Source organism: Amycolatopsis echigonensis (assembly GCF_002846615.1).
GTDB classification, from domain to species: Bacteria; Actinomycetota; Actinomycetes; order Mycobacteriales; family Pseudonocardiaceae; genus Amycolatopsis; species Amycolatopsis echigonensis.
Window position 1 is genome coordinate 7,539,935 of record NZ_PJMY01000003.1, and the last position, 23,771, is coordinate 7,563,705.

The following is a 23,771-nucleotide window of genomic DNA, read 5'->3' on the forward strand; positions in this document are numbered from 1 at the left end:
CGGAAGGACAGGACATGGGCAACGAAGTGGCGTTGGTGACCGGCGGGGCGAGCGGGATGGGCCGGGCGTCGGTGGCGCGGTTCCTGGACCGGGGTTTCGACGTGGTCGTCGCCGATCTGAACCGCGAGGTCGCCGAGCGCACGCTCGCCGAGTTCGACGCGGGCGACCGGGTGCGGTTCGCGCACACCGACGTGAGCGACGAGGAGCAGTTCGAGGCGGCGATCGCGCAGACGGTGGAGAGTTTCGGCAAGCTCGACGTGCTCGTCAACGCCGCGGGCGTCGGCGGCGCATTCGGCCCGCTGACCGAACTCGAGGTCGACGACTGGGACTACACCTTCGACGTCGTTCTGCGCAGCGTGTTCCTGGGCGTCAAGCACGCCGGGCGGGTGATGCGGGCGCAGGGGACCGGCGGGGCGATCGTGAACTTCGGTTCGGTGGGCGCTTTCGCGGCCGGTGCCGGGGTGCAGGCGTACTCGGTGGCGAAGGCGGGCGTACAGCATCTGACCAAGATCGCCGCCTTCGAGTACGCCGCGGACCGGATCCGGGTCAACGCGGTGGCGCCGGGCATCATCACGACGCCGCTGATCGGGCTGACCGCTGAGGACCTCAAGCCGGTGCTGGGCACCGTGCAGCCGCTGCCGTACGCGGGGGAACCCGATTTCGTCGCGGGCGTGGTGTCGTTCCTGGCCAGCGACGACGCGAAGTTCATCACCGGCGAGGTGATCACCGTCGACGGCGGCATGATCGCCGCCGGGCCGCAGCTGGGGAACCTGGTCAACAACAACCCCGCGCTCAACGGCCTGGTCGGGGTGAACCGGGGGAGCACCGGCCAGAAGTCCAAGGTGCACCGCACCGTCGAAGTGGCGGGGACCCCGCGATGACGCCGGACCGGCCGTCGATCGCGGAGCGGCGGGCGGATCTCGAACGCGAGTTCGCCCCGTGGCGCTCGCGCACTCTCGACGAGCACTTCGACTACACGGCCTCCCGGTTCGGCACCCGGCCGTACGTGATCGCGGGCGAGCAGGTTTTCACCTACGAGGACGTCCGACGGCGGGCGTATCGGTTCGCGGACGGTCTGGCCGCACTCGGGGTCCGGCCAGGCGATCACGTCGGGCTGCTGCTGGCGAATTACCCGGAGTACGCGCCGTTGAAGCTGGCGATCGCGCGCGTCGGTGCGGTGGCGGTGCCGCTGAATTATCTCTACCGCACCCAGGAACTCGGGTTCGTGCTGCGCCAGTCGTGCTGCCGGGTGCTGATCACGATGACCTCCTACCGCGACCAGGACTACCTGGCGATGCTCGACGAACTCGCTCCCGGCTGGGAGCGCACCGGCCGGTGCGGGCTCGGCGATCTGGAGCGGGTGCTCACGCTCGATCCGGAAGGCCGGGGCGAGGGCCGCGAGGGCGTGGTCGACGTGCCGGAGCTGGAGCGGATCGGCGCGGCCAGCCCGGGCACGGCCCGGACCGGGACGCGCGGGCCGCTGGAGATGTCGGACATCATGTACACCTCGGGCACCACTGGCGAGCCGAAAGGCGTGCAGCTGAGCCACGACGCGTTGCTGCGCCAGGTGTACGGCTCGGCCTATTGCCGCGCGCTGCCGGACGGCAACCGGGTGGTCTTCGCGCTGCCCTGCTACCACATGTTCGCTTACGAGCAAGGCGTGCAGGCGGCCACGTTCGTCGGCGGGACGATCCTGCCGCAGCCGAGATTCGACGCGGGGGAGTACCTCCGGGCGATCGAGCAGCACGGCGTGAACGACGTGCTTGCGGTGCCGACGATGAGCGTCGCGCTGGTCGAGCACCCGGCGCGCGCCGGCACCGATCTGTCCTCTTTGGACCGGATGCTGTCCGCGGCGGCGGTCGCGCCCACCTGGCTGTGGCACCGGATCCGGGACGAGCTGGGGGTCGCCGAGCTGACCACGGCGTACGGGATGACCGAGGTCGGCGGCGCGACGGTGATGACCCAGCCGGACGATCCGCTCGAGGTGACCGCCTCCACCGTCGGCCGGCCGAAACCGAGCGGTGCGGCGAGCACCGCGGGCGGTCCGATCGCGGAATACCGGATTCTCGATCCGGTGAGCGGGGAGCCGGTCGCCGACGGCGAGGCGGGCGAGCTGGTGTCGCGCGGGCCGACGACCATGCTCGGCTATTGGCGCCGTCCCGACGCGACCGCCGCGGCGTTGCGCGACGGGTGGCTCTATTCGGGCGATCTCGGGCGGTTCCTCGACGACGGCTCGCTGGTGATCACCGGCCGGTCGAAGGACGTGTTCAAAAGCGGCGGCGAACTCGTGATGCCCAAGGAAGTCGAGGACTTCCTGTCCGGGCAGCCGGGCGTCAGCCAGGCGTTCGTCGTCGGGATCCCGGACGACCGCTGGGGCGAGGCGGGCTGCGCGTTCGTCGTCCCGGAACCGGGCGCCGCGCCGGTCCCGGACGAGCTGATCGAGGCGTGCCGGGCGAACCTGGCGCGGTTCAAGGTTCCCCGGCACGTGTTCGTGCTCGGCTCCGACGAGGTGCCGCAGACCCCCACCGGAAAAGTGCAGAAGTTCAAGCTCGTGCCGATGGCGCGGGACCTGCTCGGCACGGCCGCGTCCGTCCGCGCCCTCGGCCCGGCCTGACGAAAGCCCTTCATCGAGGCGAACAAGGAGAGAGATCAATGGCGATCACCAATCCACGCCCGGCCGAACCGACGCTGTCGGTCGTCCGGGAGACGGTCGAAGGGGCCTGTGCCCAGTGCGGGGAGCACCGGCTGCAGGCGTACCCGGTGCTGTCCGAGGCCGGCTGGTTCGACGTCGTGAAGTGCGCGGCCTGCCTGACTGACGCGCGGCGCACCCCGGGGCCGAAACTCGGCCCGATCGAACTGCTCGCGGACCGGATCTGAGGAGCGTCGACATGGCTGAGCGCAAGAACATGATCGGCGTGGACGTGGGCGGCACCTTCACCGACATCGTCTCGATTTCCGGCGGCCGGATCGAGACCGTCAAGGTCGCCACCAATGTCACCGAAAGCTACAAAGCCGTGCTGGAGGGCGCGTCCGAAGTGGACGTCGCCGCGGCGGCGGCGTTCAACCACGCGAGCACGCACGGGCTCAACGCGGTCATCACCCGGCGGCTGCCGAAGATCGCGTTCCTGACCACCGAGGGCCATCGCGACCTGCTCGACATGGCCCGCGCGATGCGGCCGCCGGAGGCCAACACCGATCCGCGCTGGCACCGCAGCTTCGGCGACGTGACCGCGCCGATCGTGCCCCGCTATCTGCGCCGCGGAATCCGCGAACGTTTCGGCGCGGACGGGACGGTGGTGATCCCGCTCGACGAGCAGCAGGCCCGCGAGGAGCTGCGGATCCTGGCGCGTTGCGGCGTCGAAGGGGTCGCGATCTGCCTGCTCAATTCCTATGTGGACGGAAGCCACGAGCGCAGGCTGCGCGAACTGGTGGCCGAGGAGATCGGCGACGTGGCGTGCTCGATCTCCAGCGAGGTCTCGCCGCTGGCGCGGGAGTACCCGCGTGCCTCGACCACGGTCGTCGACGTGCTGATGAAGCGCATCTACGGCCCGTATACCCGGGAACTGGCCGCCGGGCTCAGCGGGCTGGGGTTCACCGGCGACCTGAACTTCGCCGACTGCGCGGCCATGCTGGCGCCGGTCGAGGTCGCGATGGAACGGCCCTCGCGCATCGTGTTCTCCGGGCCCGCGGCCGGGACCGTGGCGTGTGCGCATCTGGGCGAGCTGATCGGCGAGCCGAACCTGATCTGCACCGACATCGGCGGCACCTCCAGCGACATCAGCGTGGTCACCGGCGGCAAACCATTCGTCAACACGACGTTCGAGCTGGAACACGACCTGATCGTCAACACGCTGTCGAACGAGATCGTCAGCGTCGGGGCGGGCGGCGGCAGCATCGTCAGCATCACGCCGACCGGCGAGGTGAAGGTCGGCCCGGAGAGCGCGGGCGCGGACCCCGGCCCGGCGTGCTACGGACGCGGCGGCGAAGCGCCGACAACGACCGACACCTTCCTGATGATGGGAATCCTCGACCCCGACCGGTTCGCCGCCGGGCGTTCGCGGCTCGACCCCGGACTCGCGCAGGCCGCGTTCGAGAACCTCGACACGCAGGCGACGCTGTCCGAGCGGGTGCGGTTCGCCTACCGGATGGCGCTCAACAACGTGGCCGAGGGCATCGTCGACGTGCTGGTCAAGAACGGCGTCGACCCGCGCGACCACGCGCTGGTCGCCTACGGCGCGGCCGGCCCGATGATGCTGCCGGGCCTGCTGGAGCAAATGCACGTCAAGAGCGTGCTCGTGCCGCCGCATCCGGGGTTGTTCTCCGCGCTCGGGCTGGTCAGCGCAGACCAGGTGTACGCCGACAGCCGCACCGCCTACGCCGTGCTCACCCCGGACGCCGCGGACGAGATCGACGCGGTCTACGCGAGCATGGAAGAAGCGATGACGCGGTCGCTGGGCAAGGACGCCGAACGCGTCACGTTCACCCGCTCGTTCGACGGGCAGCTGATGGGCCAGGTCTGGGAGACCCCGTTCGTCGAGGTGCCGAACGGGAAGATCACCCCGGCGGCGGTCGAGACGATGATCGCCAACTTCCACGACGGGTACGAGCAGCGTTCCGGCAACCGCTTCGAGGGGATGCCGGTGCAGGGCGTCACCTACCGGCTCACCGCGGTCGTGCCCACCCCGAAGGTCGATTACCCGGAACCGCCGCGACGGCCCGCGGGCGAATCGCCCCAGCCGGTCGGCACCATCACCATCCGGCACCTCGAGGAAACCGACCTCAAGGCCGGCGAGTACGAACGCGACCAGCTGATGCGCGGCGACGTCATCGAAGGCCCGGCGGTGATCCGCGAGCCGATGTCGACCACCTTCGTGCCGCCCGGTCTCGTCGCGGAGGTGGGCCGGATCGGCGAACTCGTCATCACCCGGGCGACCGGTCAGCAGAGGAGCGAAGGCAATGACTGACACCACGACCGAAACGCTGCTTCGCGACCTCACCGACGAGCAGTTCCTCGATCGCTACGACTGCGACCGGTTCACCGCGTCCGTGCTGGCCAACCGGCTCCGGTACTCGGCGCAGCACGTCACCACCGGTCTGCTGCACCGGGCGTTCTCCCCGATCATCGCGCTCTGCTACGACTTCGCGGCGTGCGTCTGCGCGCCGCCCGAGCAGGACTACGCGATGAGCGCGGTCACGAACGGGCTGTCCATCTTCCTCGGCACGATGTCGGCGGGCGTGCGGGTCGCCGTCGAGGAGTTCGGGCCGGAGAACCTGGTCCCGGGCGACCTGTTGATCTGCAACGACGTCTACCGGATGGGCAACCACTACAACGACGTCTGCTTCATCCGCCCGGTGTTCCACGAGGGACGGATCGCGAGCTTCATCGCGCTGCGGGCGCACCAGCTCGACGTCGGCGGCATCGCGCCCGGCGGGTTCTCGGCGGCGAAGCACAACATCTACGAGGACGGCATCTCGATCAGCCCCCGGCTGCTCTACCACGCGGGCGAGCCGGTGAAGGAGACCTTCTCGCTGATCTTCGACAACGTGCGGATGGCCGAGCTGATGCTGCCGGACTTCCACACCATGCAGAGCTGCTGCGCGCTCGGCGAGGGCCTGATCCAGGAGATCATCGAGCGCTACGGCATCGAGGCGTACCTCGGCAGCCTGCGGTACGCGTGCGACGCGTCGGCGGAAAGCATGCGCCTGGCGTTCGCCGAAATGCCCGACGGCGACTACTCCGCGACCGGTTCGCTGGACGCCGACGGCGTCGACGACAGCGAGGAGTACGTCGTCGCACTCACGTTGCGCAAGCGCGGCCCGAGGCTGGAAGCCGACTTCAGCGGCTCGTCGCGGCAGGCCCGCACCTGCATCAACGCCGGTGCGCTCGACGCGAAGACCGCGATCGGCGTCGGGTTGAAAATGCTGCTGTCGCCGGAAAGCGAGTTCACCTCCGGCACGTTCCGCGACATCGATCTGGTGATCCCGGCCGGGTCGATGGTCAGCGCCCTGCCGCCGGACGGCGCGGTCTTCTGCTACTACGAAGTGTCCGCCCTGATCAACACGGTGCTGTGCCGGGCATTGGGCTCGGTGCTGGGGGAGGCCGCGCTCGGCGGCGACTTCGGCGCGGCGTACGTGCACAACGCGTACGGCGTCGGCCCGGACGGTACTCCGTGGATGTGCTCGGCGATGGCGGGCGGCGAACACGGCCCGCGCGGCGGTTCGTCCGCGGGCGACGGCGACGGGTTCTCCTGCAGTTACATCTTCAACCTGATGTCGCCGTCGACGGAATCGCTGGAAGCGGACTTCCCGCTGCGCATCATGCGGCGCGAGTTCCTTCCGGACACTGCCGGTCCGGGTTCGTTCCGCGGCGGGGCTTCGGTCGCGAAGGACGTCATGTACACCCAGCCCGGCCAGCATCAGACCATCGCGCTGCGGTTCCGCAACGCGAGCGGCGTCGGAGTGCGCGGCGGCAACGACGGCGCTCTCGGCGGAGTCTGGATCTTCGGCCGCGACGGTGCGGAGACGACCGGTGCGTCGACCCTGGTGCCCGCGGACGACTCCTCGTACGCCAGTGCAGTCGCCGTCGCGGGCACGCTGGATCCGAAGACCCAGGCCCCGCGTCCGGACGGCGAGTACTTCTACTACGGCCGCGATCCCGGCTGGGCGACCGAAGCCGGGGCCACCTGGCGGTACGTGACCAACGGAGGCGGCGGCTGGGGCGACCCCCTGGACCGCGACCCCCAGCACGTGCTGCGCGACGTCCGCGACGAGTACGTGACACTCGCCGCCGCGGAGCGCGACTTCGGCGTGGTGATCACCGGCGATCCGCACGCCGATCCGGAAGGCCTGGTGCTCGACCTGGCCGCGACCGAACGGGTCCGGGCCTCCCGGCGCTGACCGGCAGCCGGTGTGCGGGCGCTCCTGCCGGGCGTCCGCACACCGGGGCTGGTTCTCGCTGGAGAACCCGGTACTTTCTCTGCTCAGGCGGAGAGGTGCTCGCCGAAGAAACTGGTCAGCTTCGCAACCGCGGGCGTGACGTGCTCGTCCTTGTCGTAGAGGCTGATGTGGGTGGCGCCGTCGACGACGAAGAGTTCCTTGGGCTCGTCGGCCTTCTCGACCGCCTCGCGGCTGAAGTAGCCGGTGTCGGCGTCCGAACCGATGATCATCAGCAGCGGACGCGGCGCGATCAGCTTGATCATCGCGTAGGGGTCGAACTGGGCGATCTGGTCGATGCTGCGCAGCGGCCATTCGTTCGTGGAGTTGCAGTGCCCGCCGCGGGGCGTGCGGTAGTAGTCCTGCGCCTCGCGGTAGAGCGTCGGCGCCTCTTCGAGGCCCGCTGGGCTTTCCGGTGCCCAGTTCTGCATCAGCGGGGCTTCGCCGCGCGCCTCGGCGGTGCGCAGGGCGCCGGCCTGGTCCAGCATCGCCTGCAGGATCTCCGGGCCCTGGGTGCGGCCGAGTCCTTCGACGAGCAGGCTGCGGATGTCCACCGCGCTGACAGTGGCGACGGCCTTGATCCGGTGGTCGGTCTGCGCGGCGAACGGCACGTAGCCGCCGGACGCGCAGATGCCGAGCGCGCCGATGCGGGCCGGGTCGATGTCGTCGCGGGTGGTCAGGTAGGTGACCGCGGCCCGGACGTCTTCGCCGCGCTGGAACGGGTTTTCCAGCCCGCGCGGTTCGCCCTCGCTTTCGCCCTGGTACGCGGCGTCGAACACCAGCGTCGCGTAGCCCTCGCGGGCGAGGCGCTCGGCGTAGATGCTGGCGGTCTGCTCCTTGACGCCGCCGCCCGGATGGGACACGACGACCGCGGGAAGCGGCGCGCCGGTGTGGTCGTCGGGGGTGAACAGCAGCCCGGCCAGGCTGAGGCCGGCGCTGGGGAAGCGCACGTTCGTCTTCATCGTCTCTCGTCTTCTTTCCCGTGTTGCCAGGCGATTTCCGCCGGCCGGGCCGGGGTGCTCCGGCCCCTGCCTTCGACGATGCCGCGCCTCGCGGGACCCGACAATGGGACGATTCCAGCCTGGGACAAGGTTCTCCCAGGAACACATTGTCCGAGGCGGCGCGGGGTCGGACGTGGCTCGGCTGCCGGGTCCCGGCGTGGACGGGGAGTTCGGCGGCGTCCTTTGAACGCCCCGCTCCGAATGGTGCGCCGGAAAAGACGGATGCTGGAATGGATCCCCGAGCGGGGCTGCCGTAGCGTAAGCAGACCGTCCGGGACGATCGATTCGGAATTCCCGAAGCGCCGCTTCGGATTTGCGAAATAGGTTTCCGCCGCCCGCGCGCGTAGCGTTGCGAGGATGGAACAGGCGCATTCCGGGCCGCTGGCCGGGATACGGATCGTCGAGCTGGGCGGTGTCGGGCCTACCCCGTTCGGCTGCATGCTGCTGGCCGATCTGGGTGCGGAAATCGTGCGGATCGAACGCCCGCCCGGCTACGACGGCGGCGCGCCGATCGCACCGCGGTTCACCCTGATGAACCGCGGCCGGCGCGGGGTGCCGCTGGACTTGAAGAATCCGGCCGCGGTCGCCGCGGTCCTGCGGATGGTCGAACGGGCCGACGCGCTGGTCGAAGGATTCCGCCCCGGCGTGGCGGAGAAGCTCGGCCTCGGACCGGACGAATGCCTGGCCGCGAACCCGGCGCTGGTGTACGGCCGGATGACCGGCTGGGGCCAGGACGGGCCGTGGGCGCGGGCGGCGGGGCACGACGTCAACTACGTGTCGCTGACCGGCGTCGTGCACTCGATCGGCGAGGCGGGCGGGCCGCCGGTGATCCCGCTGAACCTCGTCGGCGACTTCGGCGGCGGCTCGCTCTACCTGGCTCTCGGCGTGGTGTCCGCGCTGCTGGAAAGCCGCACCTCGGGCCGCGGCCAGGTGGTGGACGCGGCGATGGTCGACGGTTCGGCGTCGCTGATGACCGCGTTCTACGGCTTTCGCGCGGCGGGCTACTGGACCGACGAACGCGGCACGAACCGGCTCGACTCCGGTGCGCCCTGGTACCAGGTCTACGAAACGAAGGACGGCGGCTGGATCAGCCTCGCCGCGAACGAGACCAGGTTCTGGCGCAACACCCTTCGGATGCTCGGCTTCACCGAGGACGAGCTGCCCGGCCAGCACGACCGAGAGCACTGGCCGGAGATGAAGAAACGCTTCGCCGAGGTGTTTCGGACGAAGACTCGCGACGAATGGTGCGCGCTTGCCGAGGGGCAGGACGTCTGCCTCGCGCCCGTGCTGTCCATGGCAGAGGCCCCGCAGCATCCGCACCTGCGGGCGCGCGGCACGTTCGTCGAGGTCGAAGGCGTGGTGCAACCAGCGCCGGCGCCCCGGTTCAGCCGCACGCCGGGCGCGATCCAGCGGCCGCCTGCCGCGCCGGGGGAGCACGCGGACGAGGTACTGGCCGACTGGGGTTTCTCGGCGGCCGAGGCGGCGGACCTGCGCGATTCGGGCGCGCTCGGCTGAACCGTGGATTCGGAATTCCCGAATCCACGGTTCGGGAATCGTCAATTGGATTTGCGGTCCGGCGGTCTTAATCTGATGGAAACCGTGATGGGAGTACCGGAAATCATGTGCGCGAATTTCCTGAACGAAGCGCAGGCGGAATGGCTGAAAACCGTCAACGACTTCATGGACAACGAAATCACCGTCGAATACGTGCGCAAGTGCGATTTCGAGCGGCAGTACCCGTACGAGGCGTATGAGAAGATCGCGAAGCAGGGCTGGCTCGGGATCCTGATCCCGGAGTCGGAGGGCGGCTCGGGCGGGGACATCTTCGACTACTCCCTGATGGCCGAGGGCCTCGGCAAGTTCGGTTTCGACTTCGCCTGTTCGGTGCTGGTGCCGACGTTCACCGCGATGAACATCATCAAGTACGGGACCGCGGAGCAGAAGGCGCGGTACGTCAAGCCGTTCATCGACGGGCAGATCCGGTTCTCGGTCTCGATCTCCGAGCCGGACGCCGGGTCGGACGCGGCCAATACCAAGACCCACGCGCGCCGGGACGAGAACGGCGACTGGATCGTCAGCGGCTCGAAGCTGTGGTGCAGCGGCGCGGCGGCGAAGGACACCGTGATCGCGATGCTGGTGCGCACGGACAAGAACGACAAGCACAACGGCCTGTCCGTGCTGCTGATCCCGAACGACACTCCGGGCCTGGACATCCGCAAGCTGCCGACGCTGTCTCGGCACGCGACCGGCACCACCGAGATCTTCCTCGACGAGGTCCGGGTGCCCGCGGACGCGCTGCTCGGCGAGGTCGGCCAGGGCTGGAAGATCATCACCGAGCACCTGGAGCTGGAGCGCTGCGCGGTCGCCGCCGCGTATACCGGCAACGCGCAGGAGGCGGTGAACAACGCCAACCGCTACGCCCACCAGCGCACCCAGTTCGGCAAGCCGATCCGCGATTTCCAGGTGCTCAAGCACATGCTGGCGGAGAACCAGACGCGGGTCGACGCGGCCCGGCTCCTGTGCTACCGGGCGGCGCAGATGAAGGCCGACGGCCTGCCCGCCGCGCGCGAGACCTCGATGGCCAAGCTCTACGGCTCGGAAACCCTGAAGCAGTGCGCGCTCGACGGGATGCAGATCCTCGGCGGCTACGCGAACCTGCCCGAGGGCGACATGGAGCGGTACCTGCGGGAAAGCATCCAGTCGACGATCGGCGGCGGCACGTCGCAGATCCAGCGCACGATCATCGCGAAGTCGATGCGCCTGCCCGCCTGACCCGGTTCTGAGGAGAGAAGATCAATGGGGATCAACAACCGCATCGACATGCCCTACGACGAGCTGGAAGTCGGTCAGACGTTCCGCTCGGGCGGGCGGACGATCACCGAGGCCGACGTCGTCAACTACTGCGCCCTCACCGGCAACTGGATCGAGATCCACTCCAACAAGCACTACGCCGAGCAGACCCGGTTCGGGAAGCGGCTGGTGCAGGGCTCGCTGACGTACTCGATCATGACCGGCCTGATCCAGTTCGGCCCGTCGATCCAGGCGAACTACGGGATCGACAACCTGCGCTACCTCAAGCCGGTCGCGATCGACGACACGATCTACGTGACCGCCGAGGTGACCGCTAAGAAGGAAAAGGACGACAAGTACGGCGTCACGACGTTCCTGATGAAGGCCCTCAACCAGGACGGGTACGTGGTGCAGCGCAGCGAGTGGAGCCTGTTGATGCTGCGTCGCCGCGAGGACCTAGAAGCGCTGCTGGCGGCGTCGCTGCCCACGGAGAAGCAGCCGGAGCGGAAGTGACCGCCGGAGAACCGGTCGCCGCGATCGTCGGGATGGGCGACGCGTACGCGTCGAAGACCGACCGGAAAGACCCGCTGCAGCTGGCGACCGAGGCGACGATGGCCGCGCTGGCTGACGCCGGGATCGGCAAGCACCAGGTGGACGCCGTGTTCACGGGCCGCTCGCCGTGGGCGGACAAGCGGTCCCAGTGGAGCAACGTCTTCATCTCGCACCTGCAGATGCCGGTGACGCTCAACAGCGAGATCACGCTGCATGGCGCGGGGCTGACGTCGACGATCGCGGTGGCGTCGCAGATGATCGCGGCCGGCGCGGCGGAGTACGTGCTGTGCGTGCAGAGCGACGCGACCGAGCTGTTCGTGGACGCGGTGGCGATGGGCTCCGAGGCGGATTCGGATCCGCAGTACGAGGTGCCGTACGGCCCGACCATCCCGTCGCTGTACGGGCAGGCCGCGAGCCGGTACTTCCACGAGTACGGGCTGACCGAGGAAGACCTCGCCGACGTCGCGATCGCCAACCAGCGATGGGGCGCACGGCATCCGCACGCGGCCAAGCGCAAGCACGGCGAGATCGATCGCGAGAAGGTGCTGTCCTCGCCGTATGTCGCCACTCCGCTGCGCCGGTGGATGTGCTCCACCTGGGGCGGCGGCACCGGCGGTGCGCTGGTGGTCACCTCGCCCGAACGCGCCAAGGAAGCCCGCGATCCGGTCTGGGTGCGCGGCTACGGCTCGGCGACCACGCACGAGTACCTCACCGACCGGATGAACATGCGGTCCGGACGGTTCGCCGGACTGGGCCAGTTCCCGAACCTGACCCACACCGCGACCGTCGAGGCCGCCCGTCAGGCGTTCACGCGATCCGGACTCACTCCGTCCGATGTGGACATGCTGCAGCTGTCGGTGAACTTCGCGCACATGGGGCCGATCATCATGGAAGACCTGGGTTTCGCGAAGAAGGGCCACGGCATCGACGTGTACCGGGAAGGCCGTACCGGGGTCGACGGCGACCTGCCGACCGACACCAACGGCGGCTGGCTTTCCTTCGGCCAACCGGGGATCTCGTGCAATATGGACAGTCTGGTCGAGGCGGTCCGGCAGCTGCGCGGGACCGCGCTCGGTCTCGCGCCGAAGCGGAAACTGCGCACGGTGCTGGTGCAGGGCGCGGGCGGCATGCTCGCCGCGGCGGGCGTGATGGTGTTGTCCGGCAACGACGCTGGGAGGCCGTGATGAGCGAGGACTGGCCGCAGCCGTACCGGCTGCTGGACGCCGAGCCGTACTGGGCGGCGCTCGACGAGGAACGGCTCACCTACCAGCGTTGTGGTGCGTGCAGCGAAGTCGTGTGGCCCGCGCATTCGTACTGCCCGCACTGCTCCGCCCGGTCGCTGGGCTGGGAGGAGTCGCGGGGGCACGGCACGGTGTGGTCGTACAGCACGATCATGCGCGGTCCGACGCCGGTGTGGGCCGCGATCGTGCCGTACACCGTCGGGTTCGTCGAACTGGACGAGGGTTATCAGCTGTTCACGCAGATCGAAGCGGAGCCGGACGCGATCGAGATCGGCATGCCGGTCGAGGTCCGCTTCGTGCGCCGCGGGGAGCAGACGCTCCCGGTGTTCGCCCCGGCCGAGGAGGGATGACATGGCGGGACCGCTCGACGGTGTGCGGATCCTGGACCTGACCTCGAACTTCATGGGGCCGTACGCGTCCCTGCTGCTCGCGGACCTGGGCGCCGACGTAGCCAAGGTTGAGTCTCCGGAAGGGGACACCACGCGCGGCGTCGGCCCGCGGCGAAACCCCGGAATGGCCGCGATCTTCCTGCACCTCAACCGGAACAAGCGCAGTCTGGTGCTCGACCTGAAGCAACCGGAGGGCCGGGACGCGCTCGTCCGCATGATGCGCACGGCCGACGTGCTGCTGCACAGCCTGCGCCCGGCGGCGATGGAACGGCTCGGACTGTCCTATGCGGACGCCCGGGAGATCAACCCGCGGCTGGTGTACTGCGGCTGCTTCGGGTTCGGGCAGAACGGCCCCTACGCGGCGAAACCGGCGTACGACGATCTGATCCAGGCGGCGGTCGGCATGCCGGTGGTGCAGAGCCGGGGACAGGGCGAACCGGCGTACGTCGCCACGGCGATCGCGGACCGGACCGTCGGGATGGCGGTTTCGTCGGCGGTCACGGCCGCGTTGTACTACCGGGAACGCACCGGGCACGGGCAGGAGGTCCAGGTACCGATGTTCGAGACGTTCGCGCATTTCGCGATGGGCGACCATCTCTACGGGCACACCTTCGTGCCGCCGATCGGGGAGTGGGGCTACGCGCGGATGATGAACGCGGACCGCCGCCCGTACCGGACCCTCGACGGCTACCTCGGCGTCAACATCTACACCGACCGGCATTGGCAGCGGTTCTTCGCCGCGGTCGGCCGGGCCGATCTGGCCCAGGACGCGCGGTTCGCCGACATCCACGGCCGGACGGAGAACATCGGCGAGCTGTACGCCTTCCTGGCCGAGGTGTTCGCGACCCGGTCCACCGACGACTGGCTGAAGCTGCTCACCGAGGCGGACATCCCGGCGATCCGGATGAACACGCCGGAGACGCTGCTGAGCGATCCGCACATGAGCGACATCGGGTTCTTCGCCGAGCAGGACCATCCCACGGAGGGGCGGCTGCGCACCATCGGCCTCCCGCAGCGGTGGAGCGAAAGCGCTCCCGAGCTGCGGCATCCCGCGCCGCGGCTCGGCGAGCACACGGCGGAGCTGCTGCGGGAGTTCGGATTCGGCGAGGACGAGATCGGCGCGCTGCTCGCGGCGGGCGCGGCCGGGACGGGAGTGCGCGATGACGCGTGAACTGCCCCTCACGGGGATCGTCGTGGTGGAGCTGAGCGACAGCGCGTCCGCGCCGTTCGCCGGCAAGATCCTTGCCGAGCTCGGCGCCGAGGTGTGGAAGGTGGAGCGTCCGACGGGCGATTCCTCCCGCGGCTGGGGGCCGAGCGAATGGAAGGGCGACGGGGCCGCGTTCCACGCGCTCAACCGCGGCCGCCGCTACCTCAGCCTCGACATCAAGGACCGCTCGGACCTGGCGACCCTGCACCGGCTGATCGCCGAGCGGGCTGACGTGTTCCTGCACAATCTGCGTCCCGGCACCGCGGCGAAGTACGGCCTCGACGCGGACAACCTGCGGGTGACCAAACCGGAACTGGTGCACTGCGAGATCGGCGCGTTCGGCAAGGCCGGGCCGCTGCGCGAACTGCCCGGCTACGACCCGCTGATGCAGGCGTTCTCCGGGATCATGGACATCACGGGCGAACACGACGGCGGCCCGGTGCGTGCCGGGGTGTCCATTGTGGACTTCGGAACCGGGATGTGGGCGGTGATCGGCGTCCTCGCGGCCCTGAACCGGCGGCACGTGAAGCACGCCGGGGCCGCGGTCGACGCGTCGCTGCTGGAGACGGCGATCGCGTGGAACTCGGTCGGCATCGCCGGGTACCAGGCCGACGGGTACCCGGGGAGCCGGCACGGGTCGGGCGTGGCGTTCATCGTCCCGCACCGGGCGTTCGCGGCTTCGGACGGCGCGTTGATCATCAGCTGCGCCAACGACGCGCTGTTCGCCCGGCTGTCCGCGGCTCTCGGGTGTCCGGAATGGGCGGACGACCCGCGGTTCGCGACGAACGCCGCGCGGCTGGAGAACCGCGCCGAGATCGACCGGCTGATCGGCGAGCGGATCGCGACCGGTACGCGCGCGGAATGGCAGGAACGGCTGCAGGCGGCCGGGATCCCGTGCGCGCCGGTGCAGACGACCCCGGAACTCGTCAGCCACGAGCAGACGCGCGCGCTCGGCATCATCGACACTGCCGACGAGGGTGAGATCGGCGTCGTCGGGCTGCCGCTGTCGTTCGACGGCAGGCGGCCGCCGCCGTTGCCCGCGGTCCGCCCGATCGGCGCGGACAACGACCTGCTCGGCTCGGTGCTGCCGACCCGGGCGTGAACTCGTCCCCTGGAGAGAAGTGGAAAGCGTGATGGCTGCGCCGTATTCGGAGAAGCAGTGGAGTGCGATCGAATCCGCGTCCGCGGAGGAGGCGCGGGCGGTGCAGGAGGCGCGGTTGGTGGAGCAGCTGGCCTACGTCGGCACCCGCAGCGAGTTCTACCGGGAGAAGTTCGCCGGGATCGACCTGTCGCGGGTGCGGTCGGTCGAGGATCTGGCCCGGTTGCCCTTCACCGAGAAGCAGGAGCTGCGGGAGAGCCTGGCCGCCGCGGCACCGCTGGGCGCGCACGTGGCGGCGGATCCGGGCGAGATCGTGCAGATCCAAGCCTCGTCCGGGACCACCGGCAGTCCGTCCTACGTCGGGCTGACGCGCGGCGACATCACCACCTGGTGCGAACTCGGGGCCCGGGCGCTGTATGCGAACGGGTTCCGGCCCGGGGACCGGCTGCTGCACGCGTTCGGGATGAGCAAGGGGTTCGTCGGCGGGCTGCCGGTGGTGCAGATCTTGCAGTACATGGGAATCGTGGACATCCCGATCGGCGCCGAAGCCGGAGCCGAACGACTCCTGCGCGTGCAAGCCGACCAGCGTCCGAACGCGTTGATCGGGACGCCATATTTCCTGGCGTACCTGGCCGAACAGGCACCGGCGATCGTCGGGCAGGAAGCCCGGGACCTCGGGGTGCGGGCGATCAGTGTCGGCGGAGAGCCCGGTGGCGGTCTGCCCGCGGTGCGCGAGAAGCTGGAGTCGCTGTGGGGTGCGACGTCGCGGGAGATGCTCGGCGGGACCGACATCGCGTGCACGTATTGGGGCGAATGCGAGGCCGGGAACGGCATGCACTTCCTATCCCCGGACCTCATGGTCGCCGAACTGATCAATCCCGACACCGGTGAGCAGATCGCGCCGGTCGAGGGCGCGCAGGGAGAGCTGGTCTACACCGCGCTGCAACGGCAGGCATCGCCGCTGGTGCGGTTCCGGACCCGCGACCACGTCGTCGTCACCGGCACCAGCTGCCCGTGCGGACGCACCGGATACACCGTGCGCTGTATCGGACGCACCGACGACATGCTCATCGTCCGGGGCATCAACGTCTTCCCGTCGGCGATCAAGCAGCTGGTCGCCGAACTCGCTCCCGCGACCACCGGCGAGATGCGGATCCGCGCCGACTTCGAGGGGCATTCGACCCAAAAGCCGCTGCCGCTGGTGGTCGAGCACGCCGGACTGGACGACGCCCGCCAGACCGAACTGCGCGCCGCGATCGAGCAGCGGGTGCGCTCGGCGCTGAACGTGAAAACCTCCGTCACGCTGGTCCCGGACGGCACGCTGAAACGCCCTGACCACGTCAAAGTCAATCTCGTCGAACGGGTGCCCGCGCAGACCGCGTGATAGAGGTAAAGCGTGAGCGCGTTCAACAGGCTGCACCTGATCCGGCAGGTCGACCTCCTGACCCTGCGGCTGTTCCTGTCCGCGGTCGAGGAGAAGCAGATCGGGCTGGCCGCGATCCGGGAGAACGTCTCGGCGTCGACGGCCACGAAGCGGATCCACGACCTGGAGGCGATCGCGGGCATCGAACTGCTGGAGCGCGGCCCGCGCGGCGTGGTGCCGACGCCTGCCGGGGCGGTGCTCGCGCGGCACGTGCGGAAGATCTTCGGCAGCCTCGAGGACATCCGGTCGGAAATCGCGTCGTTCACCGAGGGAATGCAGGGAGATCTGACGATCGCGTCGGCGCGGTCGATCTTCGCTCCGTTTCTCGCGAGGGAACTCGGCGAATTCCACCGGCAATACCCGCGGGTCCGGTTGATCGTCCACGAAATCGAAAACAAGGAAATCCTGCAGGAGGTCGCGCGCGGCGAAGCGGACCTCGGCGTGTTCGCGGCGGCGCACGAACTCGACCTGTCCGGGGTCGACGTGACGCCGTACCGCCGGGACCGGATCGTGGTGGCGCTGCCGCGCGGGCACCGGCTGGCGGACCGGCTGAGCGTGACGTTCGCGGAGCTGCTGCCGGAGCCCCTGATCGCGGTGGGACCGATGGCGGGCGCGTTCCGGGCCGCGGCGCGCCGGCTGGGCGAGGAGTTCGAACCGGCGTTCAGCGTGCGCAGCGGGGAGGTCGCGCTGAGCCTGGTCCAGGCCGGACTCGGCGTCGCGGCCCAACCGGAATGCATGGTGACCCGGGAGTTCCTGGACCGGGTGGCGGTGGTCGAACTCGCCGAACCGTGGGCGGAGCGGAAGCTCCACCTCGCGACCGCCGCGGGCCGTCGTCCGGGTCCGGCCTGCCGGGCGTTGCTCGAACAGCTGCTGGACCGGCCGGTCGACGAACTCCCGGTGGAGAGCTGAACGCCGCTTTCCGTTCCCCGAAGCGCCGTTTCGGAGATTCCGAATTGATTCCCCGGGCGTGAGCTGCCTAACATCGAAAACGCGGCGGGAAATTTTCCCGATTCCGCATTTCTTGAGCGCGGCGAGCTTTTTCCGGTGCGATCTTCCCGAAGGAGGCCGAAACGATGGGTGCACATCGGGGCACGGTGGTCGAGTGCTGACCCGCGGCGCGGTGCTGCGCGAGGTGCCCGGCCGGTACGAGGTGGTCGAGCTGGAGGTCGACGACCCGCGTCCGGGCGAGGTTCGCGTGCGGATGGCGGCGAGCGGCCTGTGCCATTCCGACGACCACTTCGCCACCGGCGACCAGACCGCCCCGATCCTGCCGCTCGCCGGCGGGCACGAGGGAGCGGGGATCGTCGAGGCGGTCGGGCCGGGGACGACCGGGTTCGCTGAGGGCGACCACGTCGTGTTCTCGTTCCTGCCGGTCTGCGGCAGGTGCCGGTTCTGCGCCCGCGGCCTGCAGAACCTCTGCGATCTCGGCGCCTCGCTGGGTACCGGCGCGCGGCCGGAAGACCCGACGTCGTTCCGGCTGTCGCTCGACGGGCGGCCGGTCGGCCAGATGGCCGGGCTGTCCACCTTCTGCGAGCACACCACCGTCTCCACCGCTTCGGTGATCAAGATCGACCCGGACATCCCGCTCGACGTCGCGTGCCTCACCGGCTGCGGCGTGGGCACCGGCTGGGGTGCTGCGGTGAACTCGGCCGCCGTGCGGCCCGGGCACGTCGTGATCGTGATGGGCATCGGCGGGATCGGCGTCAACGCCGTCCAGGGCGCCGCGCACGCCGGTGCGGCCGCGGTGATCGCGGTCGACCCAGTGGCGTTCAAACGGGAATCCGCGCTGAAGCTGGGCGCGACGCACGCGGTCGCGGACATGGACGAGGCCACCGAATTGGCGCGGTCGATGACCAACGGCCAGGGTGCCGATTCAGCGATCGTGACGGTCGGCGTCGTGACCGGACGCCACCTCGGCCAAGGCCTCGCCGCGGTGCGCAAAGCGGGCACATGCGTCGCGGTCGGCCTGGGCGACACCTTCGTCCACGACGGGGACTTCAACCTGCACGAACTCGTCCTGTACCAGAAACGCCTGCAGGGCTCGCTGTTCGGCGCGAGCGCCCCCACCGCGGACATCCCCGCCCAGCTGGAGCTGTACCGCCAGGGTGCGCTGAAGCTCGATGAACTGATCACCACCCGCTACGCGCTCGAAGACGTCGCCGCCGGGTTCGACGACATGAAGGCCGGCCGCAACCTCCGCGGTGTCCTCGTCCACGCGGGAGGGTGAACGGAATGCGGCGATGAGCACGATGGACGGGAAAGTCGCGCTGGTCACGGGCGGCACTGGCGGGATCGGCCGGGGTGTCGCGCGGCGGTTGGCCGCGGCCGGGGCGACGGTGGTGCTGAACGGCCGGACCGAAGCCAAGGCCGAAGCAGTGCTGGCAGAGCTGGACGGCAAGGGCTGTTTCGTGGCGGGCGACGTCCGGTCCGCACAGGACATGCAGTCCGTCGCGGCGGAGGCGGCGGCGCGGTTCGGCGGGATCGACATCGTCGTGCCCAGTGCGGGTGGCAACGACGACGAAGCGCGCACCACCGCGGTTCGCGGGCCGTTCCCGGATCTCGACCTGGAACGCGTCACGACGTTCATCGGCGCGGCGGTCGCGGCGAAGCTGAACGTGGTGCAGGCCGCGGTGCCGTATCTGCGGGCACGCGGCGGCGGCAGCGTCGTCTTCGTGACCTCGGCGGGCGGGCGGGTCCCGACCCCTGGCCAGACCGCGATCGCGACCTTTTCTGGCGGGTTGATCATGGCGAGCAAGGTGCTGGCGAAGGAGCTGGCGCGCGACCGGATCCGGGTGAACTGCGTCTGCGTGACCGTGGTCCGCGACTCTCCGTCGTGGACTGCCGCGTTCGAGTCGGAGGGCGCGGTGAGCGATCGGCACCGGCGGCAGTACGAGAAGATCGTCGAGCGCAGTCCGCTCGGGGTCGCCGCGCCGGAGGACATCGGCGATGTCGTCGCCTTCCTCGCCTCGGAGGAGTCGCGGTATCTCACCGGGCTGATCGCCAGCCCGACCGGCGGTCTCACCGTCCACTGAGGAGAAGCCACGAGCGAACCGCGGCCTGGACCGGTCCTTGCGATCAAGCAATTAAATATTTTATATTTCCACACCTTCAACACACTGCCGGGTGAAACCGGCTCCGGGATGAGGACGACATGAGCGTACAAGGACGTATCGCGCCTGCCGAAGCGGCGACGAAACGCCGCGGGAAAGTGCTGACGGCCGCGATCGCGGCGCAGTCACTGGAGTACTACGACTTCTTGATCTACGGAACCGCCGCGTCGCTGGTGTTCAACCACGCGTTCTTCCCGTCGACGAGCGTCGCGGCCGGGGTGCTGGCCGCGTTCGCGACGTTCGCGGTCGGGTTCGCCGGACGCCCGGTGGGTGCGGCGCTCTTCGGGCACATCGGCGACCGGTTCGGGCGCAAGCTCGCGCTCGTCGCCTCGACGCTGTCGATGGCCGTGGCGACCACTTTGGTCGGGTTGCTGCCGACGTTCTCCTCGATCGGTGCGCTGGCCCCGGTGCTGCTGGTGATCCTGCGCGTCGGGCAGGGGATCGCGGTCGGCGGGGTCTGGGGCGGGTCGACGCTGCTCGCCGTCGAGCACGCTCCGCCGAACCGCCGGGGCCTGCACGGTTCGCTGCCGCAGCTGGGCGTCTTCGCCGGGATGGTGCTCGGCACCCTCGTCTTCGTCGTGCTGTCCGCCGTTCTCGCGGCGGACCAGTTCTCCGCGTGGGGCTGGCGGATCCCGTTCCTGCTGGGGATCCTGATGATCCCGGTCGTGTTCTACATCCACCGCTACCTCGAGGATTCCCCGGAGTTCCGCGTGGTGGAGGAGAAGCTCGCCGCCGCGCCGAAACGCTCGTCGGTGGTGCAGGTGCTGCGCCGGCCGAAGAACCTGCTGCTGGTCGTGTTCATCTTCCTGCCCGCGACGATCATGTTCTACGCGACCGCGACCGGTCTGCTGGACTACGGGGTGCGGGACCTGAAGATCGCGAAGGGCACGATGCTCACCGCGGTGATGTTCTCGATGATCGCGACCGGCGCGAGCACTGTCCTCTGTGGATGGCTGTCGGACAAGCTCGGCAGGCGTCCGGTGTACGCGGGCGGCGTGGTGCTCGCCGGCGTGTGGGGCTTCGCGCTTTTCCCGCTGGCCGAAACTCGGAACTTCTGGGCGATTCTGCTGGCGATCGTGGTCGGGCAGATCTCGGTCGGCGCGATGTTCGGGCCTGGCGTCACGATGTTCGCGGAGATGTTCCCGCCGTCGGTCCGGTTCTCCGGCGCGTCGATGGGCTACCAGCTGGCCAACATCATCGGCGGGGGACTGGCCCCGTTCGTGATGGCGGCGCTCATCGCCGCGACGCACACGACGGTGTACGTGTCGGTCTACATTCTGGCGGCCTGCCTGGTCAGCCTGGTCCCGCTCGCGCTGCTGGGCCGCCGGGCCTTGACTCCAGCCGTGACCGAAGAATAATATAAAATATTATCAACCTGAGGAGGAGGTGCGCGATGGCGCCTCGAACGGATTCCGAGCTGAGCTGCCGGGCACTGGCCCTCCTCCGTGTCGTGGCCGCCGGGAGAGCGGAGATCACCTGCAGCAGCGAGCCCGACATGTTCGTCGACGGCGTGCCGTGCTGCGACCAGTACACCGCGCACGCGCTCGCTCGCCGGGGTCTGGTCGTCCAGACCGGACCGGCGGAGCTGGGAAAGCGGGTTCGCGCGCGCCTCACCCCGGCTGGGGTCGCGGCGCTGGGAGTTGTCGGAGAGGCGGCCTGAGAGAGCAACGGGCGGTGCGACGGCCGAGGAGACTGCCGCACCGCCCGTGACCATGTGCTCGTCGGGTTGAGCCGGGGAGGTCTGCCGATTCAGCACACCTCCCGTCCACTGTGCACAGCGGAGGGACCGCTCGCGAGGAGCGTCGTTCCGAACGAACAAGGAGTGAGCTGATGGTTTCCGCCGCAGTCCCGGCTTTCGGGGACCGCAATCTGTTTTTCGCGTGGAGCACCTACACGACCGACTACGGCACCTACGCGAAGTGGTACGACGAGGAGCACATCCCGCAGGTGATGGACGCGCCCGGGATGGTCGGCGCGCAGCGGTTCCTCATCGCGGACACCAAGCCACTGCCGGGCGTGCGTTCGCTGGACTTCGGGCACCTCGCGCTGTACGAAATGGACGGAAGCGCGCAGGGTTTCCGCGACGAGGTCAAGCGGAAGCTGATCTCCGGGGAAATGGTGCTGCCGGACTACATGGTGCAGCCGTTCCAGGCGCTGTTCGCCAAGCCGGTCAGCGAGCCGTTCCACTCGGACCTGTTCGCGGACGTGGAAAACCTGGACAACCGGCACTTGTTCTTCGCGTGGAGCCGCCACACGGGAGACGACGCGACGTTCGCGAAATGGTACGACGAGGAACACATCCCGCAGATCATGTCGGCACCGGGAATGCTTCGGGCGCAACGGTTCGAAGTCTCCGACGTGAAGCCGCTGCCGGGGGTAAAGCCGGTCGACGAGGGACATCTGGCGATTTACGAAATCGACGGCGCCCTCGAAGGCTTCCGCACGGAAGTCAAGCGGCAGCTGATTTCCGGGGAGATGGTGCTGCCGGACTTCATGGTCCCGCCGTTCGCGACCATGTTCCTCAAGCCCGCCAGCCCGTTCTTCCTCTCGGATCGCGGGGCGTGATGCGCGAGATCGAGATCGCCGGTGTCACCGTGCCGCACCTCGACTCGGTCTACGTGGCCGGGGAATGGGTGCCAGCGACCGGAGCCGCGTACGAGGTCGTCTCGCCGTCGACCGAGAAGACCGTCGCCGAGGTGACGCTGCCGTCGGCGAAGGAGGCGGACGCGGCGCTCGCGGCCGCGACGGACACGGAGTGGGGACGGCTGCCGGTCGAGCAGCGGGTCGAGATCTGCGCGCGGTTCTGCACGGCGCTGGAGGCCCGGTTCCCGGACCTGGGCACGGTCTGGGCGGCGGAAGCGGGCATGCCGGTGCGCTACAGCGCGACGCTGCACAAGTATGGCGCGGCGGGTGCGTGGAACTCCGCACTGGATTGCGCCGTGGACGCGCTGCGCGACGACCGTCGCAGTTCGCTGCTCGGCGATGTCGTGGTGCGTCGTGAACCGGCCGGGGTCGTGGTCGCCATCCTGGCCTACAACGGCCCCGTGGTCACCATGGCCACGAAGGTCGTCCCGGCCCTGCTCGCGGGCTGCCCGGTCGTGGTGAAGGCAGCGCCCGAGTCGCAACTGATCATGCGGCTAGTCGCCGAATCCGCCGCGACGGCGGGCTTCCCGGCCGGTGCGTTGAGCATCCTGTGCAGCGATGTGGAGGTGGCACGGCAGCTGACGGCGGACCCGCGCGCCAACCTCGTCTCGCTGACCGGCGGCCGGGTCGCCGCGCAGCACATCATCGACGCGACGCGGGAGCGGTTCGCCCGCACGCACCTCGAACTCGGAGGCAAGTCCCCGGCGCTGATCCTCGACGACGCCCCACTCGACCGGGTGCTCAAGTCGCTCGTGCCCGGAGCGACCGGCGGTGCCGGACAGGTGTGCGCCGCGCTGTCGCGGGTGCTGATTTCGCGACAGCGTCACGACGAGCTGGTCGACCGGCTCCGCACGGCTTGGCAGGGACTGCGAATCGGCGATCCGTTCGACCGGGAGACGCAGATCGGACCGGTGGTGAACCCCGCCGCGCTGCGCCGGACCGAAGGCTTCGTGGACCGTGCGCTGGCTGCCGGGGGAGAGCTCGTCGCCGGAGGCAGGCGGCCGGAAGGATTCTCCGCGGGTTACTACTACGAGCCGACGCTGATCACCGGTGTCGCCCGGGACGCGGATCTGGCGCGGAACGAGGTGTTCGGCCCGGTCACGGTCGTGCAGACCTACGAAGACTTCGCCGACGGCCTGCGACTGGCCAACGACACTAGCTTCGGCCTCGCCGCGAGCGTCTACACCACCGACCGCGCCCTCGCGTGGGAGGCCGCGTCGGCCATCTCCGCCGGCTCGGTCGCGATCAACACGTTCGGTCCCGCGGTGAGCGCCCCGTTCGGCGGGGTGAAGGGCTCGGGCTGGGGCCGCGAGTCGGGGCCGGAAGGCATCCACGAGTTCACCGAGCTGAAGCAGATCGTCGTCGGACCGGGCGTGTAGAGAC

The 23,771-nt window shown here is 69.5% G+C and carries 21 protein-coding genes; 20 read left to right on the forward strand and 1 reads right to left on the reverse strand.

Annotated elements, in window-relative coordinates; genetic code table 11:
- The first annotated feature begins 14 nt into the window (after positions 1-14).
- From ATK30_RS40595 to ATK30_RS40615, 5 genes are read left to right on the forward strand one after another with little or no spacing between them, the layout of a single operon-like run.
- Complete coding sequence (locus ATK30_RS40595; protein ID WP_101439993.1) at positions 15-881, forward strand: SDR family NAD(P)-dependent oxidoreductase; 867 nt, start codon at positions 15-17, stop codon at positions 879-881.
- The gene (locus tag ATK30_RS40600; protein ID WP_101439994.1) at positions 878-2,614 is read left to right on the forward strand and encodes a class I adenylate-forming enzyme family protein; all 1,737 of its coding nucleotides are present in this window, start codon (positions 878-880) and stop codon (positions 2,612-2,614) included. Before ATK30_RS40595 ends, ATK30_RS40600 begins: the two co-directional genes overlap by 4 nt.
- A 38-nt stretch (positions 2,615-2,652) precedes the next feature.
- The gene (locus ATK30_RS40605; protein ID WP_101439995.1) at positions 2,653-2,877 is read left to right on the forward strand and encodes a hypothetical protein; all 225 of its coding nucleotides are present in this window, start codon (positions 2,653-2,655) and stop codon (positions 2,875-2,877) included.
- An 11-nt stretch (positions 2,878-2,888) separates the two neighbouring features.
- Positions 2,889-4,964 carry a hydantoinase/oxoprolinase family protein gene (locus ATK30_RS40610; RefSeq protein WP_244194874.1) on the forward strand — a complete coding sequence of 692 codons (2,076 nt, stop codon included), beginning with the start codon at positions 2,889-2,891 and terminating at the stop codon, positions 4,962-4,964.
- Positions 4,957-6,897 (forward strand): hydantoinase B/oxoprolinase family protein, encoded by a 1,941-nt coding sequence (locus ATK30_RS40615; RefSeq protein WP_101439996.1) that lies wholly within the window; start codon positions 4,957-4,959, stop codon positions 6,895-6,897. Before ATK30_RS40610 ends, ATK30_RS40615 begins: the two co-directional genes overlap by 8 nt.
- Before the next feature lie 83 nt (positions 6,898-6,980).
- Here ATK30_RS40615 and ATK30_RS40620 read toward each other — a convergent pair whose 3' ends face one another.
- Positions 6,981-7,895, reverse strand: a complete 915-nt coding sequence (locus ATK30_RS40620; protein ID WP_101439997.1) for an alpha/beta hydrolase — start codon at positions 7,893-7,895, stop codon at positions 6,981-6,983.
- Positions 7,896-8,291: 396 nt separating this feature from the next.
- Here ATK30_RS40620 and ATK30_RS40625 point away from each other — a divergent pair, with 396 nt between their 5' ends.
- The 15 genes from ATK30_RS40625 to ATK30_RS40690 all read left to right on the forward strand — a co-directional run bounded on the left by ATK30_RS40625 (position 8,292) and on the right by ATK30_RS40690 (position 23,767).
- Positions 8,292-9,449: a CaiB/BaiF CoA transferase family protein gene (locus ATK30_RS40625; RefSeq protein ID WP_101439998.1), complete on the forward strand. Its 1,158-nt coding sequence runs from the start codon at positions 8,292-8,294 to the stop codon at positions 9,447-9,449.
- Positions 9,450-9,536: 87 nt separating this feature from the next.
- Positions 9,537-10,706, forward strand: a complete 1,170-nt coding sequence (locus tag ATK30_RS40630) for an acyl-CoA dehydrogenase family protein (RefSeq protein ID WP_208637551.1) — start codon at positions 9,537-9,539, stop codon at positions 10,704-10,706.
- Positions 10,707-10,730: 24 nt separating this feature from the next.
- Positions 10,731-11,237, forward strand: coding sequence for a MaoC family dehydratase (locus ATK30_RS40635; RefSeq protein ID WP_101439999.1), 507 nt, complete (start codon positions 10,731-10,733; stop codon positions 11,235-11,237).
- The gene (locus tag ATK30_RS40640; protein WP_208637552.1) at positions 11,234-12,460 is read left to right on the forward strand and encodes a thiolase family protein; all 1,227 of its coding nucleotides are present in this window, start codon (positions 11,234-11,236) and stop codon (positions 12,458-12,460) included. The genes ATK30_RS40635 and ATK30_RS40640 overlap by 4 nt, the downstream gene beginning before the upstream one ends.
- Positions 12,460-12,867: a Zn-ribbon domain-containing OB-fold protein gene (locus ATK30_RS40645; protein ID WP_101440000.1), complete on the forward strand. Its 408-nt coding sequence runs from the start codon at positions 12,460-12,462 to the stop codon at positions 12,865-12,867. Before ATK30_RS40640 ends, ATK30_RS40645 begins: the two co-directional genes overlap by 1 nt.
- Position 12,868: 1 nt before the next feature.
- Complete coding sequence (locus ATK30_RS40650; protein WP_101440001.1) at positions 12,869-14,077, forward strand: CaiB/BaiF CoA transferase family protein; 1,209 nt, start codon at positions 12,869-12,871, stop codon at positions 14,075-14,077.
- Entirely contained in the window at positions 14,067-15,215 is a 1,149-nt protein-coding gene (locus ATK30_RS40655; RefSeq protein WP_101440002.1) for a CaiB/BaiF CoA transferase family protein, read from the forward strand. The genes ATK30_RS40650 and ATK30_RS40655 overlap by 11 nt, the downstream gene beginning before the upstream one ends.
- A gap of 31 nt (positions 15,216-15,246) precedes the next feature.
- Positions 15,247-16,596, forward strand: a complete 1,350-nt coding sequence (locus ATK30_RS40660) for a phenylacetate--CoA ligase family protein (protein WP_101440003.1) — start codon at positions 15,247-15,249, stop codon at positions 16,594-16,596.
- A gap of 12 nt (positions 16,597-16,608) precedes the next feature.
- Positions 16,609-17,544, forward strand: coding sequence for a LysR family transcriptional regulator (locus ATK30_RS40665; protein WP_101440004.1), 936 nt, complete (start codon positions 16,609-16,611; stop codon positions 17,542-17,544).
- 193 nt (positions 17,545-17,737) lie between these two features.
- Positions 17,738-18,862 (forward strand): NDMA-dependent alcohol dehydrogenase, encoded by a 1,125-nt coding sequence (locus tag ATK30_RS40670; RefSeq protein ID WP_101440005.1) that lies wholly within the window; start codon positions 17,738-17,740, stop codon positions 18,860-18,862.
- Positions 18,863-18,875: 13 nt separating this feature from the next.
- Positions 18,876-19,667 (forward strand): SDR family NAD(P)-dependent oxidoreductase, encoded by a 792-nt coding sequence (locus ATK30_RS40675; protein WP_101440006.1) that lies wholly within the window; start codon positions 18,876-18,878, stop codon positions 19,665-19,667.
- 119 nt (positions 19,668-19,786) lie between these two features.
- Positions 19,787-21,103, forward strand: coding sequence for an MFS transporter (locus ATK30_RS40680; protein ID WP_101440007.1), 1,317 nt, complete (start codon positions 19,787-19,789; stop codon positions 21,101-21,103).
- 35 nt (positions 21,104-21,138) lie between these two features.
- The gene (locus tag ATK30_RS40685) at positions 21,139-21,405 is read left to right on the forward strand and encodes a hypothetical protein (RefSeq protein WP_101440008.1); all 267 of its coding nucleotides are present in this window, start codon (positions 21,139-21,141) and stop codon (positions 21,403-21,405) included.
- Positions 21,406-21,575: 170 nt separating this feature from the next.
- Positions 21,576-22,310: a hypothetical protein gene (locus ATK30_RS45220; protein WP_158242571.1), complete on the forward strand. Its 735-nt coding sequence runs from the start codon at positions 21,576-21,578 to the stop codon at positions 22,308-22,310.
- Positions 22,310-23,767, forward strand: a complete 1,458-nt coding sequence (locus ATK30_RS40690) for an aldehyde dehydrogenase family protein (protein ID WP_158242572.1) — start codon at positions 22,310-22,312, stop codon at positions 23,765-23,767. Before ATK30_RS45220 ends, ATK30_RS40690 begins: the two co-directional genes overlap by 1 nt.
- Positions 23,768-23,771: the final 4 nt, after the last annotated feature.